The organism is Mesorhizobium prunaredense (genome assembly GCF_900156895.1).
GTDB lineage: Bacteria > Pseudomonadota > Alphaproteobacteria > Rhizobiales > Rhizobiaceae > Mesorhizobium > Mesorhizobium prunaredense.
The window spans coordinates 109,771-130,176 of sequence record NZ_FTPD01000023.1 but is presented as its reverse complement, the minus strand read 5'-3'; the positions used below and the strand labels follow the sequence as shown (position 1 = coordinate 130,176).

The 20,406-nt window shown below is 63.5% G+C and carries 18 protein-coding genes; 7 read left to right on the top strand and 11 right to left on the bottom strand.

The window, feature by feature from the left end; all coding sequences use genetic code 11:
- Positions 1-8: 8 nt before the first annotated feature.
- The 5 genes from BQ8794_RS18235 to BQ8794_RS18215 form a co-directional block, all read right to left on the bottom strand.
- Entirely contained in the window at positions 9-194 is a 186-nt protein-coding gene (locus BQ8794_RS18235; RefSeq protein ID WP_023799860.1) for a hypothetical protein, read from the bottom strand.
- Positions 195-299: 105 nt separating this feature from the next.
- Complete coding sequence (locus tag BQ8794_RS18230; RefSeq protein ID WP_077379946.1) at positions 300-1,829, bottom strand: ABC-F family ATP-binding cassette domain-containing protein; 1,530 nt, start codon at positions 1,827-1,829, stop codon at positions 300-302.
- A 294-nt stretch (positions 1,830-2,123) separates the two neighbouring features.
- The gene (locus BQ8794_RS18225; RefSeq protein ID WP_077379944.1) at positions 2,124-2,609 is read right to left on the bottom strand and encodes a hypothetical protein; all 486 of its coding nucleotides are present in this window, start codon (positions 2,607-2,609) and stop codon (positions 2,124-2,126) included.
- Between the two features lie 61 nt (positions 2,610-2,670).
- Complete coding sequence (uvrB, locus tag BQ8794_RS18220; protein ID WP_077379942.1) at positions 2,671-5,910, bottom strand: excinuclease ABC subunit UvrB; 3,240 nt, start codon at positions 5,908-5,910, stop codon at positions 2,671-2,673.
- Between the two features lie 111 nt (positions 5,911-6,021).
- Positions 6,022-7,275: a hypothetical protein gene (locus tag BQ8794_RS18215; protein ID WP_077379940.1), complete on the bottom strand. Its 1,254-nt coding sequence runs from the start codon at positions 7,273-7,275 to the stop codon at positions 6,022-6,024.
- A 155-nt stretch (positions 7,276-7,430) separates the two neighbouring features.
- Between BQ8794_RS18215 and BQ8794_RS18210 the strand changes: the two genes are divergently transcribed.
- The 3 genes from BQ8794_RS18210 (at position 7,431) to BQ8794_RS18200 (ending at position 11,217) form a co-directional block, all read left to right on the top strand.
- The gene (locus BQ8794_RS18210) at positions 7,431-8,471 is read left to right on the top strand and encodes a CapA family protein (protein WP_077380400.1); all 1,041 of its coding nucleotides are present in this window, start codon (positions 7,431-7,433) and stop codon (positions 8,469-8,471) included.
- A 132-nt stretch (positions 8,472-8,603) separates the two neighbouring features.
- Positions 8,604-9,563: a DUF3137 domain-containing protein gene (locus BQ8794_RS18205; protein ID WP_077380399.1), complete on the top strand. Its 960-nt coding sequence runs from the start codon at positions 8,604-8,606 to the stop codon at positions 9,561-9,563.
- 715 nt (positions 9,564-10,278) lie between these two features.
- Positions 10,279-11,217: a diacylglycerol/lipid kinase family protein gene (locus BQ8794_RS18200; RefSeq protein WP_077380398.1), complete on the top strand. Its 939-nt coding sequence runs from the start codon at positions 10,279-10,281 to the stop codon at positions 11,215-11,217.
- A 91-nt stretch (positions 11,218-11,308) separates the two neighbouring features.
- On the opposite strand, the gene BQ8794_RS18195 is transcribed toward BQ8794_RS18200, so the two are convergent.
- The 4 genes from BQ8794_RS18195 to BQ8794_RS18180 all read right to left on the bottom strand — a co-directional run bounded on the left by BQ8794_RS18195 (position 11,309) and on the right by BQ8794_RS18180 (position 15,689).
- Positions 11,309-12,232 carry an NAD(P)-dependent oxidoreductase gene (locus tag BQ8794_RS18195; RefSeq protein WP_077379938.1) on the bottom strand — a complete coding sequence of 308 codons (924 nt, stop codon included), beginning with the start codon at positions 12,230-12,232 and terminating at the stop codon, positions 11,309-11,311.
- Entirely contained in the window at positions 12,229-13,440 is a 1,212-nt protein-coding gene (locus tag BQ8794_RS18190; protein WP_077379936.1) for a mandelate racemase/muconate lactonizing enzyme family protein, read from the bottom strand. The genes BQ8794_RS18195 and BQ8794_RS18190 overlap by 4 nt, the downstream gene beginning before the upstream one ends.
- Entirely contained in the window at positions 13,437-15,053 is a 1,617-nt protein-coding gene (locus BQ8794_RS18185) for a GMC family oxidoreductase (RefSeq protein WP_077380397.1), read from the bottom strand. Before BQ8794_RS18185 ends, BQ8794_RS18190 begins: the two co-directional genes overlap by 4 nt.
- Positions 15,054-15,209: 156 nt before the next feature.
- Positions 15,210-15,689 (bottom strand): GNAT family N-acetyltransferase, encoded by a 480-nt coding sequence (locus tag BQ8794_RS18180; RefSeq protein ID WP_077379934.1) that lies wholly within the window; start codon positions 15,687-15,689, stop codon positions 15,210-15,212.
- 204 nt (positions 15,690-15,893) lie between these two features.
- On the opposite strand from BQ8794_RS18180, the gene BQ8794_RS18175 reads away from it, so the two are divergent.
- Positions 15,894-16,289, top strand: a complete 396-nt coding sequence (locus BQ8794_RS18175) for an acyl-CoA thioesterase (RefSeq protein WP_027151084.1) — start codon at positions 15,894-15,896, stop codon at positions 16,287-16,289.
- 468 nt (positions 16,290-16,757) lie between these two features.
- Here the strand turns inward: BQ8794_RS18175 and BQ8794_RS18170 are convergent, their stop codons facing one another.
- Positions 16,758-17,126: a winged helix-turn-helix transcriptional regulator gene (locus BQ8794_RS18170; protein ID WP_167378795.1), complete on the bottom strand. Its 369-nt coding sequence runs from the start codon at positions 17,124-17,126 to the stop codon at positions 16,758-16,760.
- Between the two features lie 93 nt (positions 17,127-17,219).
- Between BQ8794_RS18170 and BQ8794_RS18165 the strand changes: the two genes are divergently transcribed.
- A complete protein-coding gene (locus BQ8794_RS18165; protein WP_077379930.1) occupies positions 17,220-17,825 on the top strand; it encodes an NADPH-dependent FMN reductase in 606 nt (201 codons plus the stop codon).
- Positions 17,826-17,906: 81 nt separating this feature from the next.
- Here the strand turns inward: BQ8794_RS18165 and BQ8794_RS18160 are convergent, their stop codons facing one another.
- A complete protein-coding gene (locus tag BQ8794_RS18160) occupies positions 17,907-18,359 on the bottom strand; it encodes a winged helix-turn-helix transcriptional regulator (RefSeq protein WP_425293548.1) in 453 nt (150 codons plus the stop codon).
- A 97-nt stretch (positions 18,360-18,456) separates the two neighbouring features.
- On the opposite strand from BQ8794_RS18160, the gene BQ8794_RS18155 reads away from it, so the two are divergent.
- Both BQ8794_RS18155 and BQ8794_RS35680 read left to right on the top strand, forming a co-directional pair.
- Entirely contained in the window at positions 18,457-19,437 is a 981-nt protein-coding gene (locus BQ8794_RS18155; protein ID WP_077379928.1) for a quinone oxidoreductase family protein, read from the top strand.
- A gap of 725 nt (positions 19,438-20,162) precedes the next feature.
- Positions 20,163-20,330, top strand: coding sequence for a hypothetical protein (locus BQ8794_RS35680; protein WP_167378783.1), 168 nt, complete (start codon positions 20,163-20,165; stop codon positions 20,328-20,330).
- Positions 20,331-20,406: the final 76 nt, after the last annotated feature.

The window sequence follows — 20,406 nt, the reverse complement described above, 5'->3', positions numbered from 1 at the left end:
GCCTCGGATCATCTTGCCTCAGACAAGGAGATTGCAATTCGGCGGCTGTTTTGCGCGTCGACGACGATCTCCGGCCAGCCGATGTCCTTGCGCAGTTCGATCGGCAATGAAAGCAGGGCGCGCTCGCTGCGGTAACGGGCGCGAGCCGCCGAGTAACGGGTCGCGATGCGACCAACGGACGACAGAATGGACATGATGCTCTCTCCTCGATTGGCGCCGGCATCACCGTGTCGGCATCCCAAGGACGTGGCGCGCGGCCATGATTCGACAGGACTGGCGAAATTTTTTGGCGCAAAGCTTCAACCGCCCGTTTCTGCCACCGATCGGAAGAAATCCTCCGGGCTGTCGACCTCGGCCAGCCGCCGCTTCTCGATCAGCCAGAAGCGGTTGCCGATCGCCCTGATGAAGGAGCGGTCGTGCGATGCCAGCACGCAACTCGCCTGATGGGCGAGCAATTCGGTTTCCAGCGCTTCCTGGCCGTCGATGTCGAGATGGTTGGTCGGCTCGTCGAGCAGGTAGAAATTGGGATTGGCGAGCCTCAGCGCCAGCATCATCAGCCGCGCCTTCTGCCCGCCCGACAGCATGCCGATCCTGCGCTCCTGCATGTCGATGCCGACGCCCGCACCCGCCAGCAGCGAGCGGGCACGCTGCTCGCCGACGTCGAATCGGCGCGAGAGCATCGCCAGCGGTGTGTCGTCGCCGCTGATGCCCGACAATGCCTGGTCGCTGTAGCCGAGCACCGTCGACGGCGTCACCTTCACGCCTTGCGCCGCCGTCTCCGACTCGACGATGGCATTCCTGATCAGGCTGATCAGCCGTGACTTGCCGACGCCGTTGCGGCCAAGCAGCACGACGCGGTCGCCCTGGCAGATATGGCGCTTGCCGGTCCTGAACAGCAGTGTGCCGTCAGGCGTTTCGACCGCCACGTCGTCGAGCGTGATCAGCACCTTGGCATGGGTGCCGCGATTGGCGAGCTTTATCGCGCCCGCCGATTTTTCGCGGTGCGCCGCCGCTGCGACCTCCTCGAGGCGCTGGGCGCGCTGGTTGAGCTGCTTGGTCTTGACCGTCAAAAGGTCGCTGCCCGAATTGATGCCGATGTTGTTGAGCTTGGCCGCCTGCCGGCGCAATTGCTGCGCCACCTTCATGTCGCGCTGGAATTTGCGCTCAGTCGAGGCGTCGACTTCGCTCAACGCATCGCGCGCCCGCGAATAGGGCAACGAAAATACCGGCGACTGTTCGGGGCGCAGGAACAGCGTCCGGTTGGTCGTTGCGTCGAGGAAAGCCCGGTCGTGGCTGGCGATCACCACCGGCACCTCACGCGGCAGTGCGTTCAGCCAGGTTTCGAGCTGGGCGATCTTGGCGAGGTCGAGATGGTTGGTCGGCTCGTCGAGAAGCAGGACGTCGGGATCGGTGACCCAGACGCGGGCGATCAGCGCCAGCCTTTGCCAACCGCCGCTCAAAGCCCGCATCGGCCGCTCGCGCATCGGTTGCGGTACGTCGAGCGAATCGAGAACCACGTCGACGCGCCATTGCTCGCTTTCAGCCTGCTCGGCCGGCAAGGCGTCGGCCACCACCTGCTGAAAGCCGTGCTCGGCCAGCGCCGCAGGGACGGCTTGCTCGACAAAGCCGACCCGCAGGCCGCGCGTGCGGGTGATGTCGCCTGATGTCGGCTCCATCTCGCCGGTCAGGCATTTCAGCAAGGTGGACTTGCCGCGGCCGTTGGCGGCGACGATGCCGAGCCGGTCGCCGGTGCCGATGGTGAGATCGAGGTTGGAAAAGAGCGGCGCACTCATGGTGACGCCGAGGGACTTGAGGCTGATCAGGGCCATGTTGGTTCCTCTGGTCTGCCCGGAGGAACACTCCGGTTCGATGCACTTTGACGGTGCGCAGGCGGGCCAGCAGGCTCGGCGTTGCAGCACCACGAAGGGCAGACCAAGAAAATCGAAGCGGGAGAACCCGGACCGTCCCTGGTCAGCCCTGCAAGCAAGCTCGCAGGGCAGGGACAGGGCCGCGCTGACGGTGGTGGTCGAAAGTCACGCAGCCCTCCTTTCAAGACGTTGAGTGTTTGGAGGGCGAATACACCGAAGGCGGGGTTGGTGGCAAGTGGCCGACGAATGCGCCTTTCAGGCTCGCCTGATCCCTTCGGCCCAAACCACCAGGTCGTCCTCGCTGCTGCGCAACCGCTTCATGACCCGTTGCATGGGCCAGCAGGTAACGCCGTTTGCGGCTTCGAGAGCCGCGTTGATTTCCCCCTCGGGATCGTCATCATTCGTCAGCCAGTGCCCACCAAGTTCCTTGCGAAGCACCTCGCCGCAGTAACTTCCCAACGCAAACAGGCGCGGCCCGATATCTTGTGCCATCAAACCGTCGGAGATGGGCTCTCCATCCTTCGTCTGCTCGCGAAAGAAACGTTCCACCTCGGATATGCTCTGTGGTGAGAAATCGGCGCGATAGTTCGAGCTTTGCAATGCGTTGGATATCCATTGCGCGGCGACCGGAATGTCATCCTGCAAACGCCGCGGCGCGCTACTTGTTTGAGACGTCGCGCGGGACGGCAGGAACGCTGCAGCAACGGCGGCGAAAAGTCCAAAGAAACGGCGTGTCATCATCGGCAGCCACCCAAGCGATGGCATGAGAATACCTGTGGCGCTCAAGCAGCGCCACAGCAGATTACCGTCCCGGCCTGCCCGTCTTGCCAGGCCGGCGTTTTTCGCGGCGGGCGTCGCCTGGGTCCTCATAGGAGCCGATGCCGGCGCGCTGGCGAACGATTGGCTTGGCGGAATCATCGTGATCCTTCGCGCCCCCCTCTGCCCTGCCGGGCATCTCCCCCACATGGGGGGAGATCGGCTGTGGCTTGGCCGGCACTTTTCCCTCAACAGGCTTTTCGGTCCGCCGGACGGTCATCTCATCGAGCGAGTTCTTCTTGAACAGCGGCTTGGTTGGCTCGCCGGGGATGCCGAAATCGGAGCCGTGCGCCTCTTCGGCCGACTGTTTCTTGAACAGCGAGCGCGACACCGCACCGGCGGGAGTCGGCATATCGGTGCCCGGGCCCATGGCGTCGAGCGAAGGTTTTGCGAAGAGCGGCTTCTTGACCGGCACCGCGCCGTCGGCGCCCATCTCGTCGAGCGCGGGCTTGCGGAACAGACCCTTGCCGTCATCGTCGACCGTGCGATGGATGGCGCGGCCCTTGTTGTGCTTGCCTTTTTCGCGGCCTGAAACCGGGCTTTCCATATCGGCATATTTGGCCAGCGGATCGTCGGAGATGGACAGCTCCATCTCGCGCAGCCGCTTGATCTCGTCGCGGATGCGGGCCGCCTTCTCGAAATCGAGATTGGCGGCGGCGTCGCGCATCTGCTTGTCCATCGCGTCGAGATGGGCTTTCAGATTGTTGCCCATCATCGCGCCGGCGCTGTCGGTGAACTGCGAGATGTCGGCGCGGACATGATCCTTCTCGTAGACCGAATCCAGGATGTCGGAGATGCGCGACTTGACCGATTCCGGCGTGATGCCGTTGGCCGCGTTCCACTCCATCTGCTTCTCGCGACGGCGGTTGGTCTCGGCCATCGCCCGCTCCATCGAGCCGGTGATCTGGTCGGCGTAGAGGATGACCTTGCCGTCGACGTTGCGGGCGGCGCGGCCGATGGTCTGGATCAGCGAGGTTTCGGAGCGCAAAAAACCTTCCTTGTCGGCATCAAGGATGGCGACGAAGCCGCATTCGGGGATGTCGAGACCTTCGCGCAAAAGGTTGATGCCGACCAGCACGTCGAAGGCGCCGAGGCGCAGGTCGCGCAGGATCTCGATGCGCTCCAGCGTGTCGATGTCGGAGTGCATGTAGCGGACGCGAATGCCCTGCTCGTGCAGATATTCGGTCAGGTCCTCGGCCATGCGCTTGGTCAGCACGGTGACCAGCGTGCGGTAGCCGACCCTGGTTGTTTCGCGGATTTCGCCGACGACGTCGTCGACCTGGGTCTTGGCCGGGCGCACCTCGACCGGCGGATCGATCAGGCCGGTCGGGCGGATGACCTGCTCGGCAAAGACGCCGCCGGACTGCTCCATCTCCCAAGCGCCGGGCGTCGCCGAAACCGCGACCGAAAGCGGGCGCATGGCGTCCCATTCCTCGAAACGCAGCGGCCGGTTGTCCATGCAGGACGGCAGACGGAAACCGTACTCGGCCAGCGTCGCCTTGCGGCGAAAGTCGCCGCGATACATGCCGCCGATCTGCGGCACGGTAACGTGGCTTTCGTCGATGAAGACCAGCGCATTGTCGGGGATGTACTCGAACAGGGTCGGCGGCGGATCGCCCGGCTGGCGGCCGGTGAGATAGCGCGAATAGTTCTCGATGCCGGCGCAGGAGCCGGTGGCTTCCAGCATCTCGAGGTCGAATCGGCAGCGCTGCTCCAGCCGCTGCGCCTCGAGCAGGCGTCCTGCCCGTTCGAGTTCCACCAGCCGCTGCTTGAGCTCTTCCTTGATCGACTTGATGGCCTGATTCAATGTCGGGCGTGGCGTCACATAGTGCGAATTGGCGTAGATCTTGACGCTCTTCAATTCGCCGGTCTTCTGGCCGGTCAGCGGGTCGAACTCGGTGATCGCCTCGATCTCGTCGCCGAACAGCGAAATGCGCCAGGCGCGGTCCTCAAGGTGAGCCGGAAAAATCTCGATCGTGTCGCCGCGGACGCGGAACGAGCCGCGGACGAAGTTGATGTCCTGCCGCTTGTACTGCTGGGCGACGAGATCGGCGAGCAGCGCGCGCTGGTCGAGCCGGTCGCCGATCTGCATCTGGAAGGTCATCGCCGTGTAGGTCTCGACCGAGCCGATACCGTAGATGCAGGACACCGAGGCGACGATGATGACATCGTCGCGCTCCAGCAGCGAGCGCGTCGCCGAATGACGCATGCGATCGATCTGCTCGTTGATCGATGATTCCTTCTCGATGAAGGTATCCGTCCGGGGCACATAGGCTTCCGGCTGGTAGTAGTCGTAATAGGAGACGAAATACTCGACGGCGTTTTCCGGGAAGAATTTCTTGAACTCGGAATAAAGCTGGGCGGCCAGTGTCTTGTTGGGGGCGAGGATCAAGGCAGGGCGCTGCGTCTCCTCGATCACCTTGGCCATGGTGAAGGTTTTTCCCGAGCCGGTGACGCCGAGCAGCACCTGGGTGCGGTCGCTGTCGTTGACGCCTTCGACCAAATCCTTGATCGCCGTCGGCTGGTCGCCGGCCGGCTCGAAATCCGACACCATCTTGATGGCGATGCCGCCTTCGGATTTTTCGGGCCGGGCCGGGCGATGCGGCGTCCACAGCACGCCGTCCTTGTGCAGCGGGTTGCCGGATTCGATCAGCGCCGACAGCGCCGCAACGGTGGCGGTGACGCCGCCGGAGGCCATGGTCTCGGCTTCCTCCAGCGAAACATCGAGGCCGGCGACCGGATTGAGGCCGGCCGCGGTTCGCTCCCGCGCCGAAGCCGCGCCACCCATCGAAGTGCCGCGTGCCGTGCGGCCGGGGGAGGAGGAGCGTTCGGGGATTTTTTTCGCCTTGGCGCCTTCTCTCCCCCTTGAGGGGAGGGTGGCGGCGGAGCCGCCGGGTGGGGTCGGTGCGGCAGCGCTCGGCGTGCCCTTATGTTGAGCGCTTCCTTTGCCGATCCCCTCTGTCGCCTTAGGCGACATCTCCCCCTCAAGGGGGGAGATTTGGCGCCCTTCCTTTTCGGCCTCCTGCTCGATCTGCTCGGCCCAATCGGCGATCGAGCCGGTCACCGGCGTGCCTGACAATTCAGCCTGCGGCGCCTCGGCAAAACCGCGCTTGTGCAGCGGCTCCGACGCATCGAGGAAATCGGTCAGCGGGCTGCGCCGCTTGGGCGGCGAAGCGCGATCGTCACGCGCCGGCGGCGGCGTTTTTTTGTCAGGAAGTTTGGCCATGCCCCAAATATGGGAGGTATCGGCCAAAATGGAAAGAGCGGAGTGGCGCGCGGTGCGAGACGAAACCAGGCTCCTGACACAAGGGTGTCAGGAGCGATGTCGAACGCGCCATCAGTTGAACCACAGCGCAAAGGTCAAAAACCCGGCGCCGCCGAACTGGCGCCGGATCTGATCGAACTCTTCGCTGGTGAGGATCTTTCCGCTCTCGAGATAGGGCGCGATGGCCGGGCCGGTGATCGACAGCACCAGATCGAAGGGCTTTGGCTCGTCGAAAAAGCGCTTCATGTTGATGCCTTTGTCGGCGAAGCGGAAATGCGGCAGCAGGATGCGGCCTTCGAGCAGGTCCTCGGCCATATCAAGCGCGGCGTGCCAGGCCTGGACCTGCTCCTCGCCGACCTCCAGGCCGGTGACCGGGCTGGCGCCTTTCTGTTGCGGGCCGGGCAGCCATTCACGGTCGTTGTCGGTCTCGGCGCGGATCGCCTTCCAGTCTTCGCGGGACAGCCGGATCATCTCCATGAGATGGCGACGCGCCGCCTGCCGGCGCTCCGGTTCGACCACCGGCCAGTTGACCAGATGCACCAGCGAGATGAAATCGGCGATGCGCCATTCGGACGACAACATGCCGCCGCTCATGCCGCCGTCCAGCGGCACGAGCGTGTCCTGCAGCGGCAGTTTGGCGCGCGGAAACAACATGTGGAACGAGCCGTCGAAGGCGTTGCTGAAGTCATGCGCCAGCCAGAAATCCGCCTGCGCCATCAGGAATTCGGCATAGCCCTGCAGCCAATAGCCGTCGGCGCGGTCGAAGCGGAAGGTGAGGGCGGGTGCGGCCGGGTCTGGCGCACCGCCGCCGCGTGACAGCCACGCCATGATCGCGGCGGCACTTTCGTCCGGCGCGATCTGGCCGTCCTCGTTGAGATCGATGCCGAGGCGGGTGAGGTCGACCTCGATGCCGATGTCGGCATCAGCAGGCACGGATCCAAGCGTGGCGGCGGACTTTTCCAGACGATCGCGGAAGGCGATCAGGATGGCGCGGAAGCCGTCGTAGGTCAGCGGCGCGGGATTGGGATTGTCCGGCACCGGCAGCCGCATCAGCGGCAGTATGAAGGATTGCGGGCTTTCGAAACCGTGGCGGTGCAGGCCGCCGGCCAGCATCTCCAGCGCGGTGAAGAATTGGCCGGCGCCGGCGGCGTAGGCCGACGCAGGATCAGTGGGCGCAGCGGCTTCCAGCGCGGTAAGCGTGCTGTCGCGGTCGGCTACGGTTTTTGCCTCGAACAGGGCGGCCGGTTCGCGGGCCGCGGCACCGGCGGAAGCAACCGGCAGCAGCAGAAGAAGGGCGGATGCCAGCAGGCTCGGAAATCGCGTCATCTTTGTCCTCCGGTATGCCGTTCGGCGGCAACCATATACGCATCTTGTGTGTTGCGCCTACTGCGGGGCATCTGGCCGCACGATTGCGAACGGAGGCGCTTCGCTATATCGGGCGCATCGTCTACCGTGGCCGTTCATCCCGGTGCAGGCTGCGCGTGTCGAATTATCCGCTTTCCTACAAATTGTCCTGGCTGCCACGCTTCTTGAAGCCGTCGCTCAGCGGCGATCGACAAGGCTTTGCGCCGGCGGCAGGAATCATGATCGAGCCGCCACCGGCGCGGACGGTGCGGCTCGCCTTTGTCGGCGATATCTCGGCGGTGGCCAATCGCAGCGCGCCGCAATGCGACCCGGCGATCGCCACGCTGCTCGCCTCCGCCGATCTGGTGGTCGGCAATTGCGAAAGCCCCGTGGTGGAGCGACCGAGCGCGGCGATGGGCACGAAGCTTGGCACCCATCATGCCATGACCGAGCGGTTCCTTGCCGAGGCGTTGGCCGCCGTTGGCATCTCGCGCGATAAACTGGTGCTGTCGCTCGCCAACAACCATGTGCTCGACCAAGGCGTCGAGGGCTTCGACGAGACCGTGGCAGCGCTAGAACGGCTTGGCATCCGCAGCATCGGTACCGCAGCCGCCGGTCCGGTCGAATGCCTCGCAGTCGGGCCGCTGACAATAGGCTTTGCCGCTTTCACGCTGTGGCGCAACGCCGGCGCGGCGGTGTTCGCCGGCCGTGTGTCGATGCAGGGCGAGCCGGCACGATGGCCGCGCCGCGACGCCGTCGACCTTACCTGCGCCGTGCCACATTGGGATTGGGAATTCCGGCATTTTCCACAGGCTGAAACTCGGACATTGGCACGCCATTTGGCCGCGCAAGGCGCCGGGCTGATCGCTGGCCATCATGCCCATGTCGTGCAGCCGGTGGAGCGGATCGGCAAGGCGCTGGTCGCCTATGGGCTCGGCGATTTTCTTGGCACCGCCTTTGCGCGCCAGCCATGGCCCGGCCGCATCGGGGCCATCCTGACCGTCGATATCAGCGCTGACGGGGGCACGCGTGGCGCCGTTGCCGCCTATCGGCTGCATCCGTTCATGCGGCTGCGCGCCGGCGACCACGAGCGGCTGGTTCCGGTTGAGGCGCTGGAGGGCGCATTAAGACAAAACGTTACGGACCGTTTCGTTGCGGTTTTTGGTAACCGGAATTGATGGCCACAGTTGACTGGCGGCTCGGATAAATCGTGTGGGCTCACCACCACCCCAACGCTGTGGTCGCGCGACTTTCCGCAAAATCGGCTATTGTCCGAGCTGGGTGTTCGGTCTCTCGACGGTGGGATGGCGATGGAAGCAGCGGATTTCATGCCTGATGAAGCTGACATCGCCGGCATCAAGAGCAATCTCGCGGCCTACGAGGCCGAAAGGGCTTCGGCCTACCGGCAAGTCCGCTGGCGGGTGCCGCTGTTCATCGGACTGGTGCTGTTGTTCGTGGCACTCGTCGCCTGGCTTTTCAACAGGATCGCCGATCCATACGAGCGATGGTTCTCGACACCGCATGTGTTGCTCTATGTCGTCGGGTTGGTGGCGGCGATCCTGCTCTATTTCCAGGCGACCAAGCCGATGAGCAGGTTGCAGCACCGCAAGACACTGCTGCCGATCATCTTCGGTTTTATCAGGGATATGCGCTACCAGCATGAGGTGACGCCGAATTCGTTCGACCGGCTGCCGCGCGAGACGATCGGCACGTTCAACACCAAACGCTTCGACGACATCGTCTCCGGCCGCTACGAGGGATTTCCGTTCGAGCTTTACGAAGCCGATCTCCGGCAAGGCACGGGCGGCACGATAGCATTCAAGGGGATCGTCGTCGCCTTCGAGACTATGGTGCCGTTCCCCGGCATATTGGTGGCGGCGCGCCGGACTGACATGGCCGTCGGGTTCTTCCGCGGCATGTTCGCCAGCAAGATGCAGGAATTGTCATGCGGGGTGCCCGAACTCGATGCCGCCTACGACTTCCGCAGCGACAACATCGAGGCGGCGCAGCCGCTGGTGAGCGGCAGGCTGGCGCAGGCACTGACATGGCTCAAGGAGACATGGCCTGATGATCCGGCGCGGGTCGCGCTCAATGGCAGCGACGGCTTTTTACTCCTGCCGCAGACGAGGAATTTCTTCGAGTTGCCTGATATCTCGGTGCCCCTCGACTACGCCAAGCATGTCGCGCCTATCATCGCCGACATCGGGGCGATGCTGGCGACGGCGGCGCTGGTGCGCAAGATCGGCGCAAAGGACGCGGCGGCGGGTTAGCCCGAACGTGAGGTCTGCTGCCAGTTTCTGAACCAACACCAGGAAGCTTCCCTCCGGGCGAACCGCGTGAGACAGGCGGTCAAATCGCGAGAGGAGCCCAAACGACAGTCGGCGCCGGGATTTCTCCCAGCGCCTCCCTGTCAGATCAGGACACGGTCGCGGCAGCAACTTCCGTAAAGACGTCGCGCCATGCCGGCCTTGATGTTGACGGTCCTGCCAGCCACCGCCCGAGGGCAGCGTCCGTTCGGGACCTCGCCAGTCTCCACCCTTGCGGGCTTCGTCCAGCGCGCCATCGAAGGTTTTTGCCGTCCTTCATGGCAGCATCGGTCCGCCGTAGGCGTTCGCACGCTTTCCGCGGCCCCGTAGGTATCGGTCCTCAAAATAGGCAAGCCTGCCTTCGTTCGGGGCCGTACGGGCCTCAGGAAATCCGCCGTTTCGCTTCGCCTTTCGACTTGGCAATCGGTAGCCGCCTGAGATGGGTTTAATGTACGCCGAGTAAGGGTTTGGCGAAACGGCTGCGAGCCTGTGGATAGCGGGATTATCGGGGACCAAGGCCTGCATTGGCGCGTTTATTTTGCCGGGATGCGGGGCGGGACACGCCCATCCTGCGGCGAGCTGCAGGATTCTGCCCTTGCCCCACACTGCGGCGCGGGCTTCAATGCCGGCGAAGGATTTTAGGACAGCAGTGTCGTTGCTGTCCTATGGGGAGGCATTCTTGAAGGTCGGGGTGGTTCTCAATCCGATTGCCGGCGGCGGCTGGCTCAAGCGGCATTGGCCCGAGGTCAGCGCTTCGCTCAGGAAACATTTCGGCGATTTCGAGCTGCGCGAGACGCAGGCGACCGGCGACGCCGAACGGCTGGCGCTCGTCCTTGCCGCCGGCGGCTTCGACCTGGTGATCGCGGCGGGCGGCGACGGCACCGCCAGCGAAGTCGCCGACGGGCTGCTGCAGGCGTTTGCAGAAAGCGGCCGGACGGCCGAGCTCGGCCTGCTGCCTTGCGGCGCCGGCATCGATTTCGCCCGCGGGCTCGGTCTTTCGGACGAGGTCGACTTGACGCTGAAGCGCATCGCCGAGGCCAAGGCTCGCAGTGTCGATGCGGGCCGCATCTCCTATGTCGACGACCATGGCGCCCTGGCCAGCCGCCATTTCATCAACATCGCCAGCCTCGGTCTGTCGGGCGCCACCGACCGCGCGGTCAACGCCGACAAGCGCAAGGGCAATGTGTCGGCCAAGGCGCTGTTCTACTGGCGCACCGTGTGGGAATTCATGCGCTACCGGTTCCAGGACGTCGTGATCACCGTCGACGACGGCGTCCCGGTCGAGGCGCGCGTCGCGCTGGTGGCGGTGGCCAACGGAAGATTCTTCGGCGCCGGCATGATGATCGCGCCGGATGCCGAACTGGACGACGGGCAGTTCGACATCGTCATCTTGCGGGCGGCGGGCAAGTTGAAACTGATCTGGGATATCCGTCTGCTCTATGGCGGGCGGCATCGCAACCATCCGGCGATCACCATTTTGCGCGGCAAGAAAGTGGTTGTCGAACCGTTGGGCGATGTGCAGAAGAACGGCGCGCTGGTCGACGTAGACGGTGAATCGCCGGGGCGCATACCGGCGACCTTCGAGATCCTGCCGGGCGCGCTTACGCTGAGGTATTGAATCAACGCGCTGAGAGACTGATTCAAGTCGTTACGGGCGTGATTTCGGCGATCCAGTCAATGTACTGAAATCGCGTGACAATTACCTGATGTCAGACGTCGAGCTTGGCGGGGAAACCAGGCGCACGAAGGTCGGTCCCGACCGCATCTTCCAGAAGCTTGACGATCATGGTCGACCAGGCGCTGCCGCCATAGGTGTCCCTGCCTTGTTCGAATATGGCGTTGACGCGCGAGGCAAGCTCGAGCGGCACGCCGAATTTCTCGGCCATGCCCAGTGCGAAGCCCAGGTCCTTCAATGCGAGGTCCATGGTGAAACCGATGTCGTAGGAGCCGTTCAGCACCAGCTGGCTCTCGGTCTCGTGGACGAAGCTGTTGCCGGACGAGGCTGATATGGCGTGGTAGGACTGGGCAAGATCCAGCCCGCCCTTCCTGGCCAGCATGAGCGCTTCGCCGGCGGCGATAAGATGGATGAAGGCCAGCATGTTGGTGATGACCTTGATCACCGCCGCCGAACCGATCGGCCCCATCAGGAAAGACCTTGCGCACATCGCCTCGATGGCCGGACGGTGGCGCTTATAGAGTGCCGGATCACCGCCGACCAGTGCGGTGATCTTGCCGACGGCCGCAAGATGCACGCCGCCAGTAACTGGACATTCGAGCGTCTCGACGCCGCATGCCGAAGCCAGGGATGCAAGGCGCACTATCTCGTCTTGGCCATTGGTCGACATCTCGATCCAGCTTCCGCCCTTGCGCAGGCCTTCGAGCAATCCGCCGGGACCGGCCAGCACGGCCTCGCTGATATCAGGCGACGGCAGGCATGTGATGGCGTTGCCGGCCAGGGCGGCTGCCTCGGCTGGGCTCTTTGCGACGGTCGCGCCGAGCGTCAACAGGCGCTCGACAGCCGCGGGATCGCGGTCGAAGACGGTGATGGTGAAACCATTGCGGATCAGGCTGTCGGCGAGGTGACCGCCGAGATGGCCGAGGCCGATGAAGGCGTAACGCTCGCGCGCGCTCACGGCATCAACGGCGTCTGCATCATCTGCAAATGCAGGTCCGTGCCGGTCCAGGGATGCGCTTCGCAGACGGCTTCGTCGAGCTCGACGCCAAGGCCCGGCTCCTTCGACGGAATGACGTTGCCATCCTGCCATTCGATCTTCTTCTTCAGCAGCTTTCCGTGAAAACCGTCCCACTGCTTCAGCGACTCCAGGATGAGGAAGTTGGGCAAGGTCACGGCAAGCTGGATGTTGGCCGCACCGACGACCGGCCCGCAATAGCAGTGCGGGGCGACCTGGATGTGATAGGCCTCGGCCATCGCTGCGATCTTCTTGGTTTCGAGAATGCCGCCGGAACGGCCGAGGTCGGGCTGCAGAATGGTCGCGGCGCGGTTCTCGATGACACGGGCAAACTCGAACTTGGTCGTCAGCCGTTCGCCGGTGGCGATCGGGATCGACGTGCCGCGCGCCACCTGCGCCATCACTTCAGGCATGTCGGGCGGCACCGGCTCCTCGAACCACAGCGGGTCGTAAGGTTCGATGGCGCGGGCCATGCGCAGCGCGCCCGATGCGGTGAACTGGCCATGCGTGCCGAACAGGATGTCGGCCCTTGTGCCGACCGCCTCGCGGATCGCCTTGAGCATGCGGGCGGAGAGATCGATGTCGACGAGACGCGGCTGGTGACCGTCAAAGGCAGTGTAGGGGCCGGCCGGATCGAGCTTGACGGCATTAAAACCCTGCTCGACATATTCGAGCGCGCATTCGGCCGCCAGGTCGGGGTCGTTGTAGACGTTCTTGCCGCTGGCATCTTCCGAATGGACGCTGCCGCTGTGCGGATAGAGGTAGGTATAGGAACGCAGCGTTTCGTTCACCTGCCCGCCGAGCAGCTTGTAGACCGGCTTGCCGGCCTCCTTGCCGATAATGTCCCAGCAGGCGATTTCGAGCGCCGAAAAACAGCCCATGCCGGACACGTCGGGACGCTGGGTGAAGCCCGACGAATAGGCACGGCGGAAGAAGTTCTCGATGTCGTGCGGATCGCGGCCGATGAGATAGCGCTCGGCCATGTCCTCGATCATTCTCGCGGTGACGTGGGCGGAGAAGGTGGCGTTGTAGGCCTCGCCATAGCCGACGACGCCGCCGTCGGTGGTGAGCTTGACGAAGATGAAATACTTGCCGCCGATGCCGGGCGGCGGATTGCCGACAACCCAGGTTTTTACGTCGGTGATTTTCATTTTTGATCCTCCAGAACCAGTTTGGCGCCCTTCCATCCGGTCATGATCGCGGCGGCGTTGGTGTTGCCGGTGATGTTATCGGGAAAGATCGAGGCGTCGATGACCCGCAACCCGGCGAGCCCGTGAACCCGCAGGCGCGCGTCGACGACGGCAGCGGCAGCGTCCGGTCCCATGCGGCAGGTCGAGACCGGGTGGTAGACAGTGCCCGAGCGCTTTCTGAAATCCTGGATCAGATCCGCGTCGGAGGTGATTGACGGGCCCGGCAATACCTCTTCCTCGATGATCTCGGCCATCGCCGGCATGGCGGCGATCTTCCTCACGAATTTCACTGCCGCCAGCATCTCGGCGACATCAGCCTCGGTCGAAAAGGCGTTGGCGGCGATCTTCGGATAGTCGCGCGGATTGGCGGAGCGGATCATGATCTCGCCACGGCTCGAGGGGCGGCAGTTGGACAGGCCGATGGAAAAGCCCCGCCACGGATCTGGGGTCAGGATCGGGCGTTCGCCGCTCTTCGGAATGACGGTCGAGAACGCCTGGAAATAAAGCTGCATGTTGGGCCGTGAAATAGTCGGGTCGGTGCGGAAGAAGCCGCCGGCATTGTTCATCGACAGCGACAGCGGGCCGGAGCGCAAGAGGACATATTGCATGCCGACCATGAGCTTGCCCCACCACGGGCGCAGGATCTGGTTGAGCGTCGGCAGCTTGCCCTTGAAAGTGTAGTTGATGCCGACATGATCCTGCAGGTTTGCCCCGACATTCTCGTTGGCGTGGACGACGGCAATGCCGAGCGCGCCGAGCAGGGCCGACGGGCCGACCCCAGAAAGCTGCAGCAATTGCGGCGAGTTGATCGAGCCGCCGGACAGGATGACCCCGCGGCCGGCGCGGGCAGTTTTCGTCTCACCATTTTGGAGATACTCGATGCCGACGGCGCGTTTGCCCTCGAACAGGATCTTGGTGGCCAGCGCGTTGATCTCGACGCGGAGGTTTTTGCGCTTCATCGCCGGGCGCAGGAAGGCGCGGGCGGCCGACATGCGGCGGCCGTTTTTGGTGGTGATCTGATAGATGCCGGCGCCTTCCTGGGAGGCGCCGTTGAAATCCGGGTTGAACGGCAGGCCGGCCTGATTGGCGGCCGCCAGATAGCGCTTGGTCAGCGGATGGACCGAGGTCGAGCAGTCGGTGATATGCAGCGGGCCGCCAACGCCGCGCCATTGATCGGCGCCGGCCTGATTGTCCTCCAGCGCCTTGAAGACAGGCAGCAGGTCATCGAAGGCCCAGCCGGGATTGCCGGCCGCTGCCCAAGCGTCGAAATCCTCGCGCGCGCCCCTCATCCAGACCATGGCGTTGATCGAGCTCGAGCCGCCGAGCAGCTTGCCGCGCGGCCAGTGGTCGACATTGCCGGCGAGGCCGGGGTCCGGCTCGGTCTTGTAGTTCCAGTTGACCGCCGGGTCGAAGAAGGTCTTGCCGTAGCCGAGCGGCATCTGAACGTAGAAACGCCGGTCGCTGCCGCCGGCCTCGAGCACCAGAACCGAGAAGCGGCCGGAGGCCGAAAGTCTTTCGGCCACAACCGAGCCGGCTGAGCCGGAGCCAACGATGATGAAATCATAGGTCTGCATGATGGCTGCGGCCGGCTCCGAATTCTCGCTCAACCTAGACGCCGCAAGCCGCCGCGATCACCTGAGCTTCCGGCATCGCCTGTGAAAAAAGCGACCGGCACTTCGTTTGGTGTCCTGCCCGAAGCGGCCTTTGCCGCGTGGCCAAGCGATCCAGCATTACACGCCATCATCAGCATTTTGCTGGAAATCATAACGCATGATCGGGCGGGCTGGCACCCTGCGAGCGACGACCCCGAACCCGGCGCGAGCGAAGGTGGAGGCGTATCCACTGCCGGAAGCGCTCGGCGATACGTCTGCATCAAAAGGATAGGCCTCAAGTGCAGGGGCGTCTGCGCGCCTTGCAGCTTCCAGCGCCGCTGCGATCAGGTGAGATGTGATGCCTTGCCGGCGGTATTTTTTTCGCACGTAGAGGCAGGACAAGGACCAGACCGGCGCATCATCCACTCGCTTCAACTGCCACAGCCGATCGAGCCAGGCCACGGCATCTCTGGGCGTCACCTGGCACCAGCCGACAGCAATAGCGCCGTCGAAAGCAAGTACGCCTGGGGAGGGACCATGCTCGACGGCTTGCCGGAACGCAGCCTTGTTTTCCTCGCCTGGTCGCTTTCGATAAGAACTGCCGATACGCCCGTACATACACCAACAGCGACTGCAGACGGCGCTCTCACCGAACAGTTCCTCGAGCGCGGGCCATAGATTTGGCGTCAGAGGGCGAGAGGTAAGTTTCATGTCAGCTGCCTTTCTCAACTCCCTGTGCGCAGTCTAGCACCTGGCAGTGCGCGTTGACGCATCGGTGCCATCCCGATACGGGAGAAGATCGATATCGAGGGGATATGGCGCATGGTGCATTACGCGGACGGGCGGCCGATTGGCGATCTGACGCTGAGGACCTTGGCCATGCCTTCGGACGCCAATGCGGCGGGCGACATTTTTGGCGGCTGGGTGATGGCGCAGATGGATCTGGCCTGTGGCATCCGCGCCGCCGAGCGCGCCAAGGGGCGCGTGGTGACGGCGGCGGTGAAGGAAATGTCGTTCGCCAAGGCGATGAAGATCGGCGACACGCTGTGCATTTATACGCATGTCGAGCGCGTCGGCCGCACCTCGATGACGCTCAAGGTCGAGGCATGGGCGCAGCGCTACCTCTCCGACCTGATGGAAAAGGTCACCCACGCCGACTTCGTCATGGTGGCGCTGGACGGCGAAGGCAAGCCGAAGGCAGTTCCGGCGGAAAGCTGACCGGCTGGATGCAGTCGGCTTAAGTCGAACGGCAACGCCGCTGCCAGCCTCCCGCATGCGAACGGCGATGCGTCGCGTTCGCACATTTCCGTGACCATGTCCGGCACGGCATGGACAATGCGTCAACGATTGCTGAACGGCGCATTGGCAGGCGCGCTTGCAGCCTTGTTCTGCCTGATGGCCGCGACCGCCTAACCGAGGTCAAACGAGACTAGCCGCAGCCAGTTGCGGCTCCGAAAACCGCACCCTCAAGCGGCAAGTGCCGAGCTGCGAAATCTGCCTGCGACGACGTAAGACACCGGCGCGAGGAGCGTCAGCACTTGCGGCAAGGGGCGACACTCGACGGCAAGGTGGTCATCGAGCCCGAAATCGAAACGGGACAGAAGCCGTGCGGGCCGGAATGCAGATGCAGCCGTAGAATCCGTCTACGCTACCCGCCGTGCGCAAAAGCCTTGCAGCGCAAGAGTTTCAGGCATGGATCTCATCGAACCTCGCGCGCGCGGCCTTGACCCGCTCGGTGTTCTTGCGCGCCCATTCGCCGAGCGCGCCGACCGGCACAAGAAGCTCGTAGCCAAGGTCGGTCAGCTCATAGTCGACGCGTGGCGGAATGGTCGGAAACACGGTGCGGGTGACGAAGCCGTCGCGCTCCAGCCCGCGCAACGTGGTGGTCAGCATCTTTTGCGAGATTCCGCCGACGGCGCTGCGCAATTCGTTGAAGCGCAGCGGCCCGTCACCGAGCTTGCCGACGACGAGTACGGTCCATTTGTCGCCGACGCGCTGCAGGATTTCCGAGATGGCGCGGCAGTCCTCGGTGCGGTGCGGGTGCCTTGGTATCAAAAAGGTGCCTCCTTGCGCCTCGTTGGCGCAGTCACTCATATAGCTCAGGTATCTAAACGATACCATAAATTTGCCTGAAGGAGAGCCTCCCAAATGTCCAAACCCAAAATCGCCATTGTCGTCGGTTCGACCCGCGCCGCACGTTTCGCCGACGTTCCGACCCAGTGGATCGCCAAGATCGCCAGGTCGCATGCCGACATCGACGTGGAAGTGGTCGACCTGCGCGACTTCCCGCTGCCGTTCTTCGACGAGGTCGCATCGTCCGCCTGGGCGCCGTCGCAGAATGAAGTGGCCAAGCGCTGGCAGAAGAAGGTCGCCGAGTTCGATGGCTTCATCTTCACCGCCGCCGAATACAACCATGGTCCGACCGCCGTGCTGAAGAACGCGATCGACTACGCCGCCAATGAATGGAACAAGAAGCCGGCCGGTTTCGTCGGCTATGGCAGCGTCGGTGGCGCGCGTGCCGTCGAGCAGCTGAGGCTGCATGCGGTCGAGCTGCAGATGGCGCCGGTCAAGTCCGCCGTCCATATCGCCTGGGGCGATTTCCTTGCCGTCCGGCAAGGTGAAAAGAAGCTCGAGGAGCTCGAGCACCTGAACCAGGCGGCGACTGCGCTGGTCAACGACGTTGCATGGTGGGCCAAAGTGCTGAAGGCGGCGCGCCAGGCCGACGCGGTGGCCGAGGAAGTCAAGGCGGCCTGAACCGCAGACCAGAACAATCCTCCCAAGGATCCCAGGGGCGGCGCTTGCGTCGCCCCTTTTGATTCAGGCGATGGTTGGTATTCAGGCGATGGCTGGCTGCCGCGCCTGTCGGGGCCTGATGATGCAGTCGGCGAGGCGGTCCATCTCGTTCAGCTCATCCGCATGGTGCTGGCCCCACGCGCAGAGCGCCAGAAGGATAGGCTCGAGGCTGAGGCCGAGGCGCGTCGCCGAATATTCGACGCGTGAGGGAATCTCGGCAAAGATCTCGCGTCTGACAAGGCCGTGTTCCTCCATTTCGCGAAGCTGCTGGATCAGCACTTTTTGGGTGATATCAGGCACCAGCGTCTTCAGCACCGACAGCCGCCGGGGGCCGTCGAAGAGATGGTAGAGAATGACAGCCTTCCATCGGCCCGAGATCACTTTCAGCGCGCGTTCCGCCGGCAGCAGAGGCAGTCTCTTGGTTGGCAGCCTTTTGGTCGGCCCCGTTTTGGTCGGCCCCGTTTTGGTCGGCCCCGTTTTGGTCGGCATGGCCATGGTCACCTCCTGGTCAGCAGGGGACAAATGAGTGTGTAGTCGCGATCAGGCAGATAGTGGCAAACAGCAGCCGATGCCATAGCGATGGGTGCATGCCATGAGAGCCATTCAACTGAGCCGTTTCGGCGGTCCCGACGTCCTCGACATCATCGAGATGCCGAAGCCAGAGCCGCAAGCAGGCGAGGTGCTGATCCGTGTTCATGCGGCCGGCGTGAATTTCTTCGAAGTGTTGATGCGCGGGGATCGCTACGCGGTGACGCCGCAATTGCCGATGGTTCTCGGCGTCGAGGCTGCCGGGACCGTAGAGGCGCTTGGTCACTGGGTCGACATCTCGCTGGCCGGGACACGCGTCGCGGCGCCGCTGTTCGCTTCGAAGCGCCCGCTTGGCGGCTATGCCGACTATGTGACGATCGACGCATCGCTGGCCGTGCCTCTGCCCGACGCGCTCTCATTCGAAGATGCGACGGCTTTGATGGTGCAGGGACTGACGGCTTTTCATCTGCTGCGGCAAAGCCCGCCCGCCGGCAAATCCGTGCTGGTCACTGCAGCCGCGGGCGGTGTCGGCTCGTTGCTGGTCCAACTCGCCAAACGCCAGGGCGCCAGCGCCGTGATCGCGGTCGCCGGCAGCAGGGCCAAGCTCAACCTTGCCCTGTCGCTTGGAGCCGATGCCGCGTTCGACTACGGCATGTCGGATTGGTCCGCGCGTGTCCGGGAAGCGGCAGGCGGCGCCGGTTTCGATATCATCTACGACATAGTCGGCGGCTCGATGACGGCGGCGGCGCTCAATGCTCTGGCACCTTGCGGAGAGATGGTCTTTGCGGCGCTGGGCAGATACGCGATCGGCGCCTCGGAACTGGAAGCGATGATCACCCGGAACCAGTCCCTGCGAGGTTTTGCCCTGCTGCCGCTGCTCTCTGCCGATCGCCTCAGGGCCAGCCTGTCGGAGCTTTTCCAGCTGGTCGCCGGCGGCCAGCTTGCCGTGACGCAAGGCGGCCGCTATCCGCTCGACCAGGCCAACGAAGCGCATCGCTCGCTGGAGGAGCGTCGCTCGACCGGCAAGGTCGTGCTGATACCTTGAGTGGTGTAGTCGATTAACTGCGCACTGGCCGATCGTGGAACCTGTCCGCTTTGCGCCTGATATCGGCCATTGAGGTGACCGTTCCCACTGACTGAAAGCAGACATTGTTGGCGACCACTCTGGAGGTCGCGGTTGCGCACAGCTGCGGAAGTTCGAGGCATCCCCGATGAACCAGTCGGACCCGTTCCAGAAGTTCGTGCGCGAGTGCCTATGACACATTACCTACACCTAATGTATAACCTAGCCGATTTCGAAGAAATGGTACATAGTTGACGAGCATATGATCTCTTGTTCATGAAACCGGGCAAGTCGCCCGGCAGCGATTGGAGATATGTAATGGCAGCCAATTGGGACTTTTATCAGACTCTTAACTCCGGCCGGATCGAGTTTCCGAAGGGTGATCAGACAGTCAGCACAGGGTACACCCCCAGGTGGGTAGAGGCCTGGGCTGTGCAGGGCGGCGGCATGGGCCCAGGGCTGGACCTTCCGGGCCCCAGTCAAAGCACCGCCCACGGTGCAGGTTGGTCAGCTTTCCCGCCGAACCGCTGGACTGCAGACTGGCCGGGCTGGATAAGCGGAACCTTCCAACCCGGGCCGGCAGTGGGGATCGCGCTCTTGGCTTCGCGCAATGGCGGGGCTACTGAATACAATTGGTGGTTTGGATTAGTCTATCTGTACTAGCAGCTTTCGGTAACTGTAGAGCGAGGCATAGATGGAGAGATGAAATGGCCATCGACAACGATTTTATCAAGAATTTCGAGGATCAGATTTTGGTCCTTGAGAGCATAGAGAAGGCGGTCCAAGAGGGGATCCGAGACGCCAAGCAAAAGGTAGATCGAATCAAACAGGGGGAATCTATGGACGACGTCTTTGGTGTTCCGCCAAAGAAATAAGTCCGGCATGAGAAACTCCCCACTGGCACCGCTCAGGGCCGCGTAATCCCGTGTGTTCAAAGCCGAGCGTGGTCTT